Genomic DNA, 14577 nt, shown 5'->3' on the forward strand with positions numbered 1-14577 from the left:
GGGCCGACCGTCCGGTCCCGGGGCGGGCTCACGCCGTGCCGACGAACTCGTAACCCGCCTCGTCGACGGCGGCGCGGACGGCAGCCTCGTCGAGCGGGGTGGCGGAGGCGACGGTGACCTCGCCGGTCCCGGCGACCGCGGTGACCGTGGTGACGCCGTCCAGTGCGGCGATCTCCTGCGAGACGGCGCCCTCGCAGTGCCCGCAGGTCATGCCGGACACCTTGTAGACGGTGGTCACCGCGCCGTCCCGGACCTCGGGTGCCGCGGCGTCGGAGTGGCAGGAGCCGTCGGTGGAGCAGCAGGAACCGGACTTCTTCGGGTCGCTCATGGCTTCTTCCTCGGCTGTCGGTGCGCAGGTGCGTGAGTCGCTGCCGGAGGAGCTCGATCCGCCCCGCCGACGACTCGACTATATACCCCTGGGGGGTACCCCGGAAGCCGGGACGGCGGCCGAGCGCGTCGAGCCGCGGTGCCGCCGCGTGGACGGCGTCGACCGTGGACGGTGCCGACGCGGCCAAGGGATCTGCTGGTCCTCGGACGTCCGCTACGTCGTCCTTCACGGCGGTGTGCCGTAGCCCGAGGACGGTGCCGGGAGCCGGCCACGGGGAGTCAGCGGTGGACGTCGACCGTGAGCGGACCGCGTTCGACGACGGCCGATGCGCGAGGACGCGAAGCCGTGGAGGTTGTCGTTGTCGTCAGGCCGTCGGGTGCGAGATCACGGGGCCTCGGTACACGGCTGAGGCCGACGGGGATCGAGTTCGGGTCCGGGTAGGGCACGGAGTCCGACTCGGGCGCGGGCGCGGGCTCGGGCTCGGGTGGGGGCGAGGGGTGCTCCCGCGGCGGCAACTGCCCGCCTACGGACTACGATCGGTCCGCACCCACGTCGAGAAGACCGACATCCGGATCCGACAGCGTGGCCGGCGACGGAAGCGGTTACCGACTGCCGGTTCGGGGGCCGGACCGCCTCCCCGTCTGCCGAAGGAAGCCGTTTCGATGACCGCCTCCGCGCCCGTGCCACCCCCTCCCTCCGTGCCGCCGAATCCTGCCGCCGGCCGTCGTGATCCCTCCCGGTGGATCGCGCCGTTGGGGGCTGCCGTCGTCGCCGCCGGTGCGGGCCTCGGCATCGGCTGGCTCCTGTGGGCCGGCCCGGACGACGCGGCGGCCGGGACCGACCTCCACAGCGCGACGGCCGACGCGGCGGGCACCTGCCGGGCGTGGCATCGCGTTCCGGCGTTGAGCGGGATATACAGCGACGACGACAAGGCCTCCGAGGCCTATTACCACCGCGCCGCCGCGGCTGCCGCCCTCGCCCACTCCGCGGCCCTGCTGGACCACCGCCATGACGCTCTGGACAAGGCCTTGCAGGACATCACCAGACGCCTGCAGACCTACGACGTGAAGGGCGCCGGAGCGGTGGCGGCCCACGAGAAGGTGAGCACCCTCTGCGCCGGTCCCCTCGGCTGAGGGGCCCGCAGCGGTCACACGGGTCCGCGCCGGCAGCGGGGCCGCACCCGTGCCCCGCTGCCGGCGCGGTCGGTCTCAGGAGAGGAAGCCTCCGTAGGGGCCGTTCAGGATCTGGTTCTTCTGCCTCTGGTCGAAGTGGGTGTTCGGGTAGTCGTAGAAGGACGCGGACATCGGTGTGCCGTCGGTCGAGGCCGAGTCCGGCAGGCCGAAGGCGTGGCCGAGTTCGTGCACCATGCCGCCGTACCAGCGGTTCATCGGCTGCCCGCCGGTGCCCGCGGCGCCGTCGGCGTCGTGCCCGCTCAGCACCACCCATCCGGGGCTCGCGCCGCCGCCCGCGCCTTCTCCCTCGGCGCTGATCTCGCCCACGTTGAGCCAACGGCTGTCGGGGTTGTTCAAGCCGAACTTCCTGGCGAGCTCGTTCTGCATGTTGGTGACGGCCCACCAGTAACGGTCGCCGCCGTTGGGCGTGTTCTCGTACCAGCTCCGCGGCCGGTCGCCGCCCACCACCTCGACCACGGGGTCGTTCAGCGTGAACGTCCTTCCGAGTTCCTGCTTGTAGTAGCGCTGTGCCTCCCGCATCACCTGGGCGATGCCGTCGGGGTATCGCTGGTCGAATGGAACGTCGGAAGGCTTCAGCCAGTACACCCGGACGGTCTTCGTCGGGGGGGTGGCCGGCCCGCCGCCGCTGCCGGCGAAGCCGGGCAGCCGCCATGCCCGGGACGTCGCGTTGCTGCACGGCAGCTGAACGAGGCCCGTGTTGCCGGCCGAGGAGTCGCCCGACGGCGCGACGCACTTGCCGGAGTGGACCGCCCGCAGGGTGAAGACGTTGTGCGTTCCGTCGATCGTCGCGGGCACGAGACGGAACCTCTGGCCGGCGCCGGAGCCACAGGTCCGCTGCACGACCGCGGCGTTGTCGGCGCCGGACGCTCCGTCGACGTCCACGCACTTTCCGCCGGCCGACGTGCCGATGCCGTATTGGTCGGTGGTCCCGCCGACCGGGGTGAAGGTGAAGGTCTGGTTGCCGCCGCCGTGGCAGGCCCACTGGATGAGCTGGACCCCGTCGGCGGCGGAACCGCCCGGTACGTCGAGGCAGTTGCCGCCGTTCTGGTTGACCGCGGTGGAGGTGAACGCCGTCGCCGCGTGGACGGGCGGCGCGATCGCGGCGGTGCCCGTGACCGAACCGATCAGCACCGTGAGCAGCACCGCCCAGCGGGACAGGAGTGGTGATCGTCTCATCCGGCTTCTCCTGACGGTGAGGGCAGCGTGACGCCGAGCGCCACCGGGGTGCCGAAGTTCGGAGTGCCGTCGGCGTTCCAGGTGAACTTCTGCGCCCTGGTGCTCCGGTTCAGGTCGCAGCCGCCGGAGGCGGAGTTGTTGGCGTGGTAGACCATCCAGTCCTCGCTCCCGTCGGGCGACCTGAAGAAGCCGTTGTGGCCCGGCCCGTACACGCCGTTGGCGTTGGACCGCTGGAAGACCGGGTTCGGTGACTTGACCCAGGAGGAGGAGCTGAGCGGGTCGCCGCCGTTGTAGGTGAGCATCCCCAGCTTGTAGTCGGGCGTCGAGCAGTGACTGGCGGAGTAGACGATGAAGGTCTTCCCGCCCCGCTGGAGGACCTCGGCGCCCTCGTTGACCGCGCCGCCCACCGTCTCCCAGCCGTACGTCGGGGTGGACAGCACACGGCGGGTTCCGCTCGCGGTCCACGGGTTCGACAGCGGCCGGATGAACAGGGGCTGCGAGCCGTTGTAGAAGGTACCGAGGAGGTAGAGCCTGCCGTCCAGTTGCAGGATGCCCGGATCCAGCTCCCAGGTGTTGTCCTGGGCCGGGTCGAGCAGGTCCGCCTTGAAACTGTAGGGCCCCATCGGGTCCAGACCCGCGCTCTCGAGCACGTGGATCCGCTGGGTGCCCAGATCGTACGGCTCCCGTCCGGCCGTGTAGTAGAAGTACCACCGCTTGCCGTTGGGGCCGTCGAGCAGGTGGAACTCCGGGGCCCACATGGTGCCGGCGCCGTTGGGCCGGGTGAGGTTGAAGACCACCTGGTCGGTGGCGGTGGCCAGCCCCGCCAGGGTGCCGGCCTTGCGCATGGTGACCGTCGAGTTCCAGGTGGTGGTGGCGAGGTAGTAGTACCCGCCGTAGTACGTCAGCCAGGGGTCGGGGCCGCGCTGGGAGAGCGGGTTGGTGAAGGTGTGCGGGCTCGTGGAGCCGCCGGTGAAGCCGGGCAGCCGCCATACCCTGCCGTTCGCGGCAGCGCACGGCAGCTGCACCAGGCCGGTGTTCGAGGCAGACGAACCGCCGCTCGGCGTCACGCACTTGCCGGAACCGACGGAGACCAGGTTGAAGGTCTTGTCGGTGCCGCTCGACACCGGCGTGAGCCGCCACCGCTGGTTCGTCCCGCCGTGGCAGGGCCACTGGATGATCGCGGCGTCGTCCGCGGTGGACGCGCCGTGGACGTCGACGCACTGTCCGGACGAGGTGGTGATCGTGTAGGTGTCGCTGGACCCCGCGACGGGAGTGAAGCCGAGGTTCTGGTTCGCTCCGGTACTGCACGCGAATGCGCGCAGCTGGGTCCCGTCGGCCGACGAACTGCCCGGCAGGTCGAGGCAGTTGCCGCCGTTCTGGTTCAACACCGTCGAGGTGAACGTGACGGCCGCGGCAGCTGGTGGAGGCGCCGCCAGGAAGGCGACCACCATGGCGAGCACGGCGGTGAGCACGGACAGGCATCGGGAACGGGTCACTGGGCACACGCCCTTCATCGCTTGGAGGTTGGGGTGGGGCCGTACACCTTGGCCTCCAGAAGCCCGACGGAGTTGCTGCCGTTGCCGGTGAGCAGCACCCGCAGTCGCGTGGTGTTCGTCGCGGTGAACGTGACGGTGTTGTACTGGTTCTTGGCCAAGGGATAGCCGCTCGCCCCCGGTAGGTCGACATAGGCGCTGCCGTTCCAGTACTGCAGCTTCCATGAGGCGGGCATGTCGATGCCCTGGTCGTCGTCGAAGAAGTACACCTCGGCCTTGGCGAGCGTCTTCGCCGACGGCCAGGTCAGCTCGGCCCACTGCTGGCCGGTCTCCGGCCAGGTGCCCCAGCGCGGGTTCGCGGCGTCGTCGGACGACGGTGGGTCGATGCCGTCGTTGATCGCGGCGACGCTCTCCCAGGAGGAGGTGTACGACGCGGACGCCGTGGCGGACACGGCCAGGTTGGGGTTGGCCGGTGGCTGGACGCCGCCCCGGTTGTACACCTTGACCTCGGTGAGCCCCGTCTTCGCCCCGGGGGCGTGGTCGGCCAGGATCCGGACGCGCTGGGCGCTGACCGCCGGGAACCGCACCAGGTTGTAGTTGGCGCGCGGCGCGGCCGGGCTCTTGGTCTGGCTTGGCACGTTCACCCACGTACTCCCGTTGTGGTACTGGATGCTGTACGCGGACGGGGCCCGGTAGGTGGTGCTCGCCGGGCGGCTGTCCTTGAAGTACAGGCGCACCTCGTTCAGCGTGCGGGCCGCGCCGAGATTCAGCTCGTACCAGTCCTGGCTGTTGGGGGAGGAGCCCGCGCCCCAGAACGGTTCGTTGGTGGGAAACCCGTCGACCGCGCCCGAGACGGTGCTGCCGGACGCGGTGTGGGAGGCGGACACGCTCGCCCCGGCGGCGAGGTTGGTCAGGTCCCCGGTCAGGTCGACACCGGCCTTGGCGAGCATGTCGACCATCCGGGGACTGTTCTGCACGACCTGGTGGGGGGCCTTGAGTCCGGCCACGGCCGAGTGGTGGGTGACCGTGCCGCTCGTGGTGACGTCGCCGGTGGCCGGATCCCAGGTGAAGGGCACCAGTGAGCCGACGGTGGCGGCCCGGTTGCCGTTGACGTAGATCGAGTAGCCCTCCGGGACGCCGGGATAGCGCACCACCCCGTCGGCCGGGTCGTCCCAGACGATGGACAGGTCGGCGCCCCGGTAGCGGAGGTTGTTGACGGTGAAGTGACTCCAGCCGATGCCGATCGGATCCAGCTCGACCTTGGCGTCGTTACGGGGCCGCAGGCCGGCGACGTCCTCGATGACCGTCCAGTTGCTGCTGCCCAGGATGTTGTGGTGGATCCAGGAGCGGTAGTTGATCGAGCTGCCGTTCCAGTCGGCCCAGAACTCGTTGGCGTCCGGCCACTGGGTGTTGCCGCCGACGTACTGCGCCCAGGTGTTCCAGTAGAGCAGTTTCTTGTAGTCGGTCGCGTTCATCCAGGAGTTGGGGTAGTCGCGCAGTACCGAGGAGTACAGCCGGAACTGGACGGTCGAGTTGATGGTGGAGAAGTTGTTCGAGCCCGGCTCCCCGGCGTCGGCCGCCGCCTTCTTGTCGACCTGGTTCGCCGTGTAGAAGGGGTAGATCGGGTACTGGGCCGGATCGTCGTACAGCCGCAGGGCCTGCTTGTACGTCGCCGTGTCGGGGACGGCTCCGACCGAGAACGGGTAGTAGTTGTTGATCTCCTTCCAGGGCACCCACTCTCCGGTCGACTTGAGCCGGTGCTCGAACAGCTGCCGGTCGGGGTTCCACAGCACGTTGACGATGGCGTCCTTGATCTGCGTCGCGAGCGTGCGCATCTCGGCGGCCTTGGCCGTGTTGCCGGTCGCCTCGTAGGCCTGCGCGGCGGCGAGCGCACCGCTGTACTGGTAGGCGGACTCGGCGCGGTCCATGCCGCCGGGCTTCCAGTGGAAGGAGACGGCGTCGGCGTCGTTTCCGGTGAGGGCGCCCCAGTCGTACTCGATGAGCTTGTTGTCGTCGTGGTCGTAGTGGGCGAGCTGGCCCTTGACGTCGCCCTCCGCGTAGCGGGCGAGGCTGCCCGCGATCGCGGGCTGGCCGCCGTGGATCTGGTAGCTCCTCCAGGCCGCCTCGGCGATGTACTGGGTGTAGCTGTTGGACCAGTTCTCCGGGTCACCGGGGTTGTCGAGGAAGCGGCCGCCCTTGGAGGTCTGGCCGACCCCGATCCAGTCCCCGTACGCGTAGGCCGGGTCGCGCAGGTACTTGAGATCGTCGATGTGCATCGGCTGGGTGAGCGCGATCGCGTTGTTGTAGCCGAGGACGCCTTCGGTCGAGGTGGGGAACTGGAAGGTCTGCCCGGGGATGTCGGCGTCCAGGCTGTTGAAGCGCATCAGCCACCAGCGGTAGTAGACGTTCTTCTTGATCGCGGCCTCGGGCACGTCGATGTAGGGCACGTTCTCCGCCCACCACAGGTTGTAGGCCCGTACGTGGGTGGCGAAGGCGGTGGCGCCCGAGTAGCCCGCGTAGGCGTGGTACTCGGTGAGCGACTGGGGGATCTCGTCGGTGACGAAGCCCATGACCACCTTGGCGGTCACCGTCGCTCCTGGCGCTACGGTCACGGACCGGTCGAGGCCGCCGCCGGAGACGGCGAATCCGTCACCGGTGAGCCTCGGGCGGATCGTGGTGAGGTTGTTGTAGGCGTTCACCTGCCCGGTCAGCTCGGTGCCGGTGCCGGTGGTGGCGTACGGGGAGGTGGCCCGCAACTGCAGCGTGGTGGAGCTGCTGCCGTTGTTCCTGATCGACAGGTTGGTCACGGCGACGTTGTTGTCGGTGATGAACTTGGTCTGGTCGACCGTGACCGAACCGCTGGTGTGCACGCTCTTCCAGTGGCTGGGTGCCTGCCGGCGCTGGGACACCTGTTCGGTGAAGGTGCCCGGGGTGATGGCGACGGTGTAGGCGCTGCGGTCGTCGATGCTCTCCCAGTAGGCGGCCTTGCCGCCGAACCCGAGCTTGGAGGGGTCGTGCTCCTTCATGAACATCGCGCGCCCCCGGCTCATCAGCCAGGGTCCGGCCGGATCGTTGCCGGAGCGGGCCAGCAGGCGGTCCATCCAGAAGTCGGTCCCCGAGCGCTCCGCGTCGTAGATGCTCCGCATCATGTCGCCCGGCGTGTAGCCGACGGGTGGTGCCGGGATCGCGGGCCCGCTGAACGTGGGGAACCCGATGGTCTGCGCCGCGTGCGCCGGGTTCGCGGTGAAGACGGAACAGACGATGAGGACCAGGGCGACGAGGAGGCGCTTCATCACGGAGCCCGCCGTTCCCGGACGCCCGACAAGCGACGCGCCCGCGAGGCCGCGCTGCGCCGGGGGCCGTACCCGTGATCCGGACCGGAGCCGGAGCCGGAGCCGCGGCCGGGGCAGGAGCCGTGGCCGTGCCGTGGTGCCGTCGCCCCGTGTGCCGGCCTCGTACCGGCTCACGCTGCCGGTCCCTGCGGGGACCGTCGTCCGTCGTCGTCTCATCGGATGCTCCCTGTCCGGTCGACGGCAGGCGTCCGCACCCGGACGTGCGCGGTGGGAGGGCGTCGGCTGCCGTCGCTCGTGTAGTGCTCATGACATATGGCGCTGGGGAGTGCTGGGAGAGCGAGGAAGGGGACCGGTCCGGGGATGGTGCCCCGCGTCCCCAGGAGATGCTGAAAACGAACCTAAAAGGTTTTCGCAAAGTAGGTGTGGGCCCCGCAGGTGTCAAGGGGGGAAGCGAGCGGCCGACGGACTGCCGTGTCAGGACAGGGGTGCGGTGGACCCCCGGATCACCACACGGCAGGGCAGGGTCTCGACGCCGGAGCGCCGCGCCCCGGCGATCGCGCTGAACAGCGCGTGTGCGGCCGCCCGCCCGACCTGTTCGAGGTTCATGTCGACGCTGGTCAGCGGTGGGCGGGAGGCGGAGGTCAGGACCTGCCAGTTGTCGAAGCCCATGACCGCCACGTCCTCCGGCACCCGGTGACCCCGCTCGCGCAGTACGTCTATGACACCGCGAGCGATCTGGTCGCTGCCGCACAGGATGGCGTCGACGTCCGGGTGCTGGTCCAGCAGCATCGAGGCCGCCGCCCGCCCCCACCCCTCCGACCACACCCCGAACCGTGGTTCGCCGACCAGGGCGAGGCCGGCGTCCGCGAGCGCCGACCGGGCACCCTCGGCCCGCTCCTGCGCCGCGAGATACCCGGGGTCGCCGGTGATGTGCGCGATCCGGTCGCGGCCACAGGCGAGCAGGTGGTGCACGGCCATCCGGCCGGCGCCCACGCTGTCGGGGACGATGGACAGATCCGCCGGATCCTCCGACGGCGCGTACGCGTAGACCACCGGAACGGGCAACTCGCGCCCCAGGGACGGGCGCGGATCGGTCCGGCTGCCCACCACGATGAGGCCGTCGACCCGACGGCCCAGCAACGCGCGGACGTGGTGCTGCTCGCGGATCGCGTCCCCACGGGCATCGCAGAGGAACACCGCCACCTCGCCCGCGCCGAAGGCGTCCTCGGCACCCATGAGGATCGGGATGCCGAACCGGCCCTCCAGGTCGCTGGTGAGCAGACCGACGGTGCCGGTGCGCCCGGCGAGCAGGCCGCGGGCCAGCTGGTTGGGCCGGAACGACAGCCGCTCGGCCGCGTCGATCACCCGCTGCCGGGTCTCGGCGCGCACCTGGGTGCGGCCGTTGAGGGCCTTGGACGCGGTGGCGACGGACACGCCCGCCAGCCGGGCGACGTCGCTGAGCGTGGTGGGCTGCGAACGAGAGGGGTCGGTGACCTGTGCCATGGGGTGCTCCTGTCCCGTGTCGCGTGCCGAGGCCGTCGAGGTGACACGTCGGGCTAAAACAGTACGCGAAGGCTTTCGGACGCGGATCGGGTCCGTCTCTCGACGACCCGCAACACTCGCTCGCCGCAGGGGGATTGACGAGCAGCGGGCCGGGTTCTAGCGTTCCAGAAAACCTTTTCGGTCGTTTCCCTTCCCGTCGCGGAGTCCAGCGCCACCACAGCCATCGGAGCCATTGTCCCGACGGCCGGCCGTGCGCGGCCTGCCGCGCAGGAGGAGGAGCGAGCATGGGAATCACCGTCGGACCACGCCGACGCGTCCGCCGCCTCGTCACGGGCACCGTCGCCCTGTTCGCCGCGGCGAGTCTGGCCACGGCGTGCGGGTCGGGAGAAGGCGGCTCGGGCGGCGGGGGAGGAGGCGGGACGGCTGACGCCAACGGCGTCGACGACGGTGCCACGCTGACGATGTGGACGCGTGCGGCGACCCGGCCGCAGAGCGAGGCGCTGGTCGAGGCGTACAACGACAGCCACAAGAACCACATCGAGCTGACCGTCGTCCCCACCGACGACTACCAGGCCAAGGTCGGTGCGGCCGCCGGCTCCAAGGATCTGCCCGACCTGTTCGCCTCCGACGTGGTGTTCGTCCCGAACTACACCTCCAGCGGGCTGTTCGCCGATCTGACCGAACGCCTCGACGCCCTGCCCTTCGGCGACCACCTCGCCCAGTCGCACATCAGGGCCGGCACGTACGAGGACAGGAAGTACGTCGTGCCGCACACCCTCGACCTGTCGGTGCTCTTCTACAACAAGGACCTCTACCGGAAGGCGAAGCTCGACCCGGACAAGCCGCCCACCAGCCTGAGCGAGTGGGACCGGCAGGCACGGGCCGTGGACGCGCTGGGCTCGGGCGTCGACGGCACCTTCTTCGGCGGCAACTGCGGCGGCTGCGGCGTCTTCACCTGGTGGCCGTCGATCTGGGCCGCGGGCGACGAGGTCCTGAACAAGGCCGGAACCGAGGCGGAACTCGCCTCCGACACCGCGAAGAAGGTCTACGACACCTACCGCGGGTGGGTGAGGGACGGCATCGTGGCCCCCGGCGCACGCGACGAGACGGGCACGACCTGGACCGGCGTCTTCCCCCGGGGCAAGGTCGGCATCATGCCCATGCCGTCGACCACCTTGGGGCTGATGCCCAAGGGCCTCGACCTCGGCGTCGCGCCCATCCCCGGACCCGACGGCGGCAGGTCCACCTTCGTCGGCGGTGACGCCATCGGCATCGCCGCCACCAGCGGGTCGGTCGACCAGGCCTGGAACTTCCTCGCTTGGTCACTGGGCGACAAGGCCCAGGTCGACGTGGTAGCCGCGCACAAGGACGTGGTGGCCCGCACCGACCTCGCGTCCAACAAGTACAGCCGGGCGGACCCGCGGCTGGTGACGATCAACGAACTCGTGGCCGACGGCCGTACCCCGTACGCGCTCAAGTTCGGCCAGACCTTCAACGACCCCAACGGGCCGTGGCTGAGCCTCATGCGGGACGCCGTCTTCGGCGACGGGGCGTCCGTCGACAAGGACAACGACGCGGTCAGCGCCTCCCTGTCCGACTGAACGGCACCCGGCTCCCGCGGTACCCCCTCCCAGTCACACGGCAGAGGAGAGTCATGCAGCTGAAGGCAGCCGGCCCGGCGGCGGCCGGACCCCGGCCCCGGCCGCAGCCCCGGACCCGGTGGGAACGCCGGGTCCGTCCGGCCGGCTCCCTCCCGCCCCGGTGGCGGTCCCGCACGGCGAAAGGTCTCGCCTACGCGGCCCCGACAGCCGTGTTCGTCGCGGTGTTCTTCCTGCTGCCGCTGCTGCTCGTCGGGCAGATGTCGCTCAGCGACTGGCCGCTCCTCGCGGGCGACCGGGGCCTCAACGCCCCGGAGAACTACACCGACGCCACCGACAGCACCCTGTTCTGGCCCGCGGTCCGCTTCACCCTCCTCTACACCGGGATCGTCACGGTCGTACTCCTCGGCCTCGCCCTCGGCCTGGCCCTGCTGGTGCAGGAGTCACGGCCCGGAGCGGGCTTCTTCCGCACGGTCTACTTCCTTCCCGGCGCCCTGGGACTGGCCTCGGCGTCCCTGCTGTTCTGGGGCCTGTACAGCCCCACCACCGGTCCGCTCAGCCGCGTCCCGGAACAACTCGGCCTCGTCGACCACCCGGTGTCCTTCCTGGGCACACCGACCTCGGCCCTGCTGTCGACGGTCTTCCTCATCGTCTGGAAGTTCGCCGGCTTCTACATGCTGATCCTCCTCGTGGGACTCCAGCGCATCCCGCAGGAGGTGTTCGAGGCCGCGCGCATGGACGGGGCGAGCCGCGGCCAGATCTTCCGCTCCGTCACGCTGCCGCTGCTGCGGCCCTCCCTCGCCCTGACGCTGCTGCTGTGCGTCACCGGATCGCTGCTCGCCTTCGACCAGTTCTTCATCCTCACCAAGGGCGGACCGGACAACAGCACCGTCACCGTCGTCCAGTTGATCTACCGCGAGGCCTTCCAGCGCATGGACCTGGGCACCGCGGCGGCTCTGTCGATCACCGTCCTCGCCGTGCTGCTCCTGCTCAACGCCCTCCAGTTCCGCGGTCTGCGCCGCACCGACGCGTCATGAGCCGCCGCTCATGAGAAGGGACCCCACGGTGCTGACCCGCACCCTCGGCCGGACGCCCCACTACGTCGTCGCCGGAGGTCTGGCCGTCGTCTTCCTCTTCCCGCTGCTGTGGAACGCCTGGGCCTCCGTCAGCGGACAGCCCGGCACCGCACAGGAGTCCGGTCACGGCCTCGGCAACTACCGCACGCTCCTCGACTACGACGCGGGCCTGTGGAGGTACCTCCTCAACAGCACCGTCGTCTCGGCGCTGACCGTCGCCCTGACCCTCGGGGTGTCACTGCTGGGCGGCTACGCCTTCGCCCGCTTCGACTTCCCCGGGAAGAACCTGCTGTTCCTGGTGACCCTGGCCATCCTCATGGTCCCCTACGCCACCCTCCTCATCCCGCTCTACGTACTGCTCGGCAGACTCCACCTCCAGAACTCGCTGATCGGGCTGAGCCTGGTGCTGGCCATGTTCCAACTGCCGTTCGCCACCTTCATGATGCGGATCTCCTTCGAGTCGGTGCCGCGCGAACTGGAGGAGTCGGCCCTGGTCGACGGCTGCGGCACGGCGGGCGCGCTGCGGCGGGTCCTCCTCCCGGCGGTGCGCCCCGGACTGATCACCGTCGGTCTCTTCGCGTTCCTCGCGGCCTGGAACGACTTCATCGCACCACTGATCCTCATCTCCGACAGCGAGAAGGCACCCCTGCCGCTCGCCGTCGCGAACCTGCGGCAGCAGAGCATGGGCGCCGTCGACTACGGCGCCACCGAGGCGGGCGTGGTCGTCCTCACCGTGCCCTGCCTCCTCCTGTTCCTGCTGCTCCAACGGCACTACGTGCGGGGCTTCATGTCCGGCGCGCTCAAGGGCTGACCGATGGCCGACGCGACGGATGGACCCGGCCGGACGAGCGAGACGACCGAAGGGACGAACCGAAGGCATGAAGTGGTGAAGGAGAACACGGCGGGATCACCGGTCCTGCCGGTGGCGCCGACCCGCGGCAGGCTGCGACCGCTCGGTCTCGACGAGGTCAGGATCACCGGGGGGTTCTGGGCCCACCGCCGGCACACCAACGCGAGCGCCACCCTCGGCCACTGCCGCGACTGGATGGAACGCGTCGGCTGGACCGGCAACTTCCGCGCCGTCGCGGAGGGCCGCGTCCACCGGGACCGGCGCGGCCGGGAGTTCGCCGACTCCGAGCTGTACAAGCTCCTCGAAGCCATGTCCTGGCAGTCCGGCACCGCGAGCACGTTCGACACGGACATCACCGCGCTCACCGAGGCCGTCGCACCCGCCCAGGACCCGGACGGCTACCTCAACACCGCCTTCGGCCACCCCGGACAGCAGCCCCGCTACAGCGACCTCGAATGGGGCCACGAGCTGTACTGCCACGGGCACCTCATCCAGGCGGGTGTGGCCCGGTCCCGGACGCGGGGCGAGGACGAGCTGACGAAGATCGCCCGACGGGCCGCCGACCACGTCTGCGCCACCTTCGGACGGGGTGGTGTCGAGGGCGTCTGCGGCCATCCCGGGATCGAGACGGCCCTGGTGGAGCTGGCCAGGCTGACGGGGGAACAGCGCTACCTCGACCAGGCCGCGCTCTTCGTCGACCGCAGAGGCCACGGCACGCTCGCCGACGGCGAGTTCGGCCGTGTCTACCACCAGGACGACATGCCCGTACGCCGGGCCACGGTGCTGCGCGGCCACGCGGTCCGCGCCCTCTACCTCGCCGCCGGCGCCGTCGACGTGGCCGTGGAGACCGGCGACGACGACCTGCTCGACGCGGTCGTACGACAGTGGGAGGCGACGGTCGCCCGACGGACCTATCTGACGGGCGGCATGGGCTCGCACCACCGGGACGAGTCCTTCGGCGACGACTTCGTCCTCCCGCCGGACCGCGCCTACTCGGAGACCTGCGCCGGCGTCGCCTCCGTGATGCTCAGCTGGCGGCTGCTGCTGGCCACCGGCCAGCCACGCTTCGCCGACCTCGCCGAACGCACCCTGTTCAACGTGGTCGCGACCTCCCCGGCGGAGGACGGCCGGGCCTTCTTCTACGCCAACACCCTGCACCGGCGCCACCGGGGCGGGGTGCCCGCCGCGGACGCGGTGAGCCCGCGCGCCGAGTCGAGCCTGCGGGCGCCCTGGTTCGCGGTCTCCTGCTGTCCGACCAACGTGGCGCGGACGCTGGCCCAGCTGCCCGCGTACCTCGCGACGGCCGACGACCACGGCGTGCAGCTGCACCAGTACGCCGACGCGGAGATCTCCACCTCGCTCGGAGGCGGCCACCGGGTCGCGTTGCGCGTGCGTACCGACTACCCGTCGGACGGCAGCGTGACCGTGCGCGTCGACCGGTCGTCGTCGGACCGCCCGTGGACCGTGTCGCTGCGCGTCCCCGCGTGGACGGCGGGCGCCACGGCGCTGCTGGTCGCCCCGGACGGAACCCGCCGTACGGTGGCCCCCGGCACGACCGAGGTGACCCGCTCCTTCCGGCCCGGTGACGAGATCCGGCTCGAACTGCCCGTACGGCCGCGCTGGATCCGGGCGGACCCGCGGGTGGACGCCGTCCGCGGCACGGTGGCCGTCGAGCGCGGGCCGCTGGTGTACTGCGCCGAGTCCGTGGACCTGCCGGACGGACACGACGTCGACGTGGTCCGGGTGGACCCGTCCGTCGTGCCGGAGGACGGGCCGGACGGCACGGTGGTCACCGCCGGGCGGATCACCGTCCACGACGTGCGAGGTGAGGAGACCTGGCCGTACCGGCCGCTCGACGGGGCCGCGGTCCCGCGGTCCGACGACAGCACGGGGATCGTCCTGGTCCCCTACCACCGCTGGGCGAACCGAGGGCCTTCGACGGTGCGGGTGTGGCTGCCGGCCGTGCGGCCGGACCGCCCCGCCGCGCCGGACAGCACGCCCCCGGGGACGTAGTCGCGGGCGGGCCCGGCCTTCCGCCGAGCCCGCCACACCGGCTCCGTACCGGAG

The 14577-nt window shown here is 70.8% G+C and carries 10 protein-coding genes; 5 read left to right on the forward strand and 5 right to left on the reverse strand.

The genetic code is table 11. The features are described from left to right. Window positions 1-28: 28 nt before the first annotated feature. On the reverse strand, window positions 29-328 hold the full coding sequence (locus ACFYO5_RS07280) for a heavy-metal-associated domain-containing protein (RefSeq protein WP_388705232.1): 300 nt from the start codon (window positions 326-328) through the stop codon (window positions 29-31). A gap of 752 nt (window positions 329-1080) precedes the next feature. On the opposite strand from ACFYO5_RS07280, the gene ACFYO5_RS07285 reads away from it, so the two are divergent. Continuing rightward, window positions 1081-1461: a hypothetical protein gene (locus tag ACFYO5_RS07285; RefSeq protein ID WP_388705234.1), complete on the forward strand. Its 381-nt coding sequence runs from the start codon at window positions 1081-1083 to the stop codon at window positions 1459-1461. Window positions 1462-1536: 75 nt separating this feature from the next. On the opposite strand, the gene ACFYO5_RS07290 is transcribed toward ACFYO5_RS07285, so the two are convergent. The 4 genes from ACFYO5_RS07290 to ACFYO5_RS07305 all read right to left on the reverse strand — a co-directional run bounded on the left by ACFYO5_RS07290 (window position 1537) and on the right by ACFYO5_RS07305 (window position 8986). After that, a complete protein-coding gene (locus ACFYO5_RS07290; protein WP_388705237.1) occupies window positions 1537-2697 on the reverse strand; it encodes an RICIN domain-containing protein in 1161 nt (386 codons plus the stop codon). Continuing rightward, window positions 2694-4193, reverse strand: coding sequence for a family 43 glycosylhydrolase (locus tag ACFYO5_RS07295; RefSeq protein ID WP_388705239.1), 1500 nt, complete (start codon window positions 4191-4193; stop codon window positions 2694-2696). Before ACFYO5_RS07295 ends, ACFYO5_RS07290 begins: the two co-directional genes overlap by 4 nt. Before the next feature lie 14 nt (window positions 4194-4207). After that, window positions 4208-7483, reverse strand: a complete 3276-nt coding sequence (locus tag ACFYO5_RS07300) for a discoidin domain-containing protein (RefSeq protein ID WP_388707104.1) — start codon at window positions 7481-7483, stop codon at window positions 4208-4210. A gap of 474 nt (window positions 7484-7957) precedes the next feature. Next, window positions 7958-8986: a LacI family DNA-binding transcriptional regulator gene (locus ACFYO5_RS07305; protein WP_388705241.1), complete on the reverse strand. Its 1029-nt coding sequence runs from the start codon at window positions 8984-8986 to the stop codon at window positions 7958-7960. 284 nt (window positions 8987-9270) lie between these two features. Between ACFYO5_RS07305 and ACFYO5_RS07310 the strand changes: the two genes are divergently transcribed. From ACFYO5_RS07310 to ACFYO5_RS07325, 4 genes are read left to right on the forward strand one after another with little or no spacing between them, the layout of a single operon-like run. Then, complete coding sequence (locus ACFYO5_RS07310) at window positions 9271-10587, forward strand: ABC transporter substrate-binding protein (RefSeq protein WP_388705243.1); 1317 nt, start codon at window positions 9271-9273, stop codon at window positions 10585-10587. 53 nt (window positions 10588-10640) lie between these two features. Beyond that, window positions 10641-11621 carry a carbohydrate ABC transporter permease gene (locus ACFYO5_RS07315; RefSeq protein ID WP_388705246.1) on the forward strand — a complete coding sequence of 327 codons (981 nt, stop codon included), beginning with the start codon at window positions 10641-10643 and terminating at the stop codon, window positions 11619-11621. Window positions 11622-11649: 28 nt separating this feature from the next. Then, complete coding sequence (locus ACFYO5_RS07320; protein ID WP_388707107.1) at window positions 11650-12471, forward strand: carbohydrate ABC transporter permease; 822 nt, start codon at window positions 11650-11652, stop codon at window positions 12469-12471. Between the two features lie 3 nt (window positions 12472-12474). Beyond that, window positions 12475-14523, forward strand: a complete 2049-nt coding sequence (locus ACFYO5_RS07325; RefSeq protein WP_388705249.1) for a glycoside hydrolase family 127 protein — start codon at window positions 12475-12477, stop codon at window positions 14521-14523. Window positions 14524-14577 lie beyond the last annotated feature (54 nt).

This window comes from Streptomyces sp. NPDC006259 (assembly GCF_042870975.1).
GTDB lineage: Bacteria > Actinomycetota > Actinomycetes > Streptomycetales > Streptomycetaceae > Streptomyces.

What these genes read in the sequence shown, in the direction of transcription:
- ACFYO5_RS07280 (WP_388705232.1), bottom strand. Translation starts at nt 328, where the DNA reads ATGAGCGACCCGAAGAAGTCCGGTTCCTGCTGCTCCACCGACGGCTCC.
- ACFYO5_RS07290 (WP_388705237.1), bottom strand. Translation starts at nt 2,697, where the DNA reads ATGAGACGATCACCACTCCTGTCCCGCTGGGCGGTGCTGCTCACGGTG.
- ACFYO5_RS07300 (WP_388707104.1), bottom strand. Translation starts at nt 7,483, where the DNA reads ATGAAGCGCCTCCTCGTCGCCCTGGTCCTCATCGTCTGTTCCGTCTTC.
- ACFYO5_RS07305 (WP_388705241.1), bottom strand. Translation starts at nt 8,986, where the DNA reads ATGGCACAGGTCACCGACCCCTCTCGTTCGCAGCCCACCACGCTCAGC.
- ACFYO5_RS07310 (WP_388705243.1), top strand. Translation starts at nt 9,271, where the DNA reads ATGGGAATCACCGTCGGACCACGCCGACGCGTCCGCCGCCTCGTCACG.
- ACFYO5_RS07315 (WP_388705246.1), top strand. Translation starts at nt 10,641, where the DNA reads ATGCAGCTGAAGGCAGCCGGCCCGGCGGCGGCCGGACCCCGGCCCCGG.
- ACFYO5_RS07325 (WP_388705249.1), top strand. Translation starts at nt 12,475, where the DNA reads ATGGCCGACGCGACGGATGGACCCGGCCGGACGAGCGAGACGACCGAA.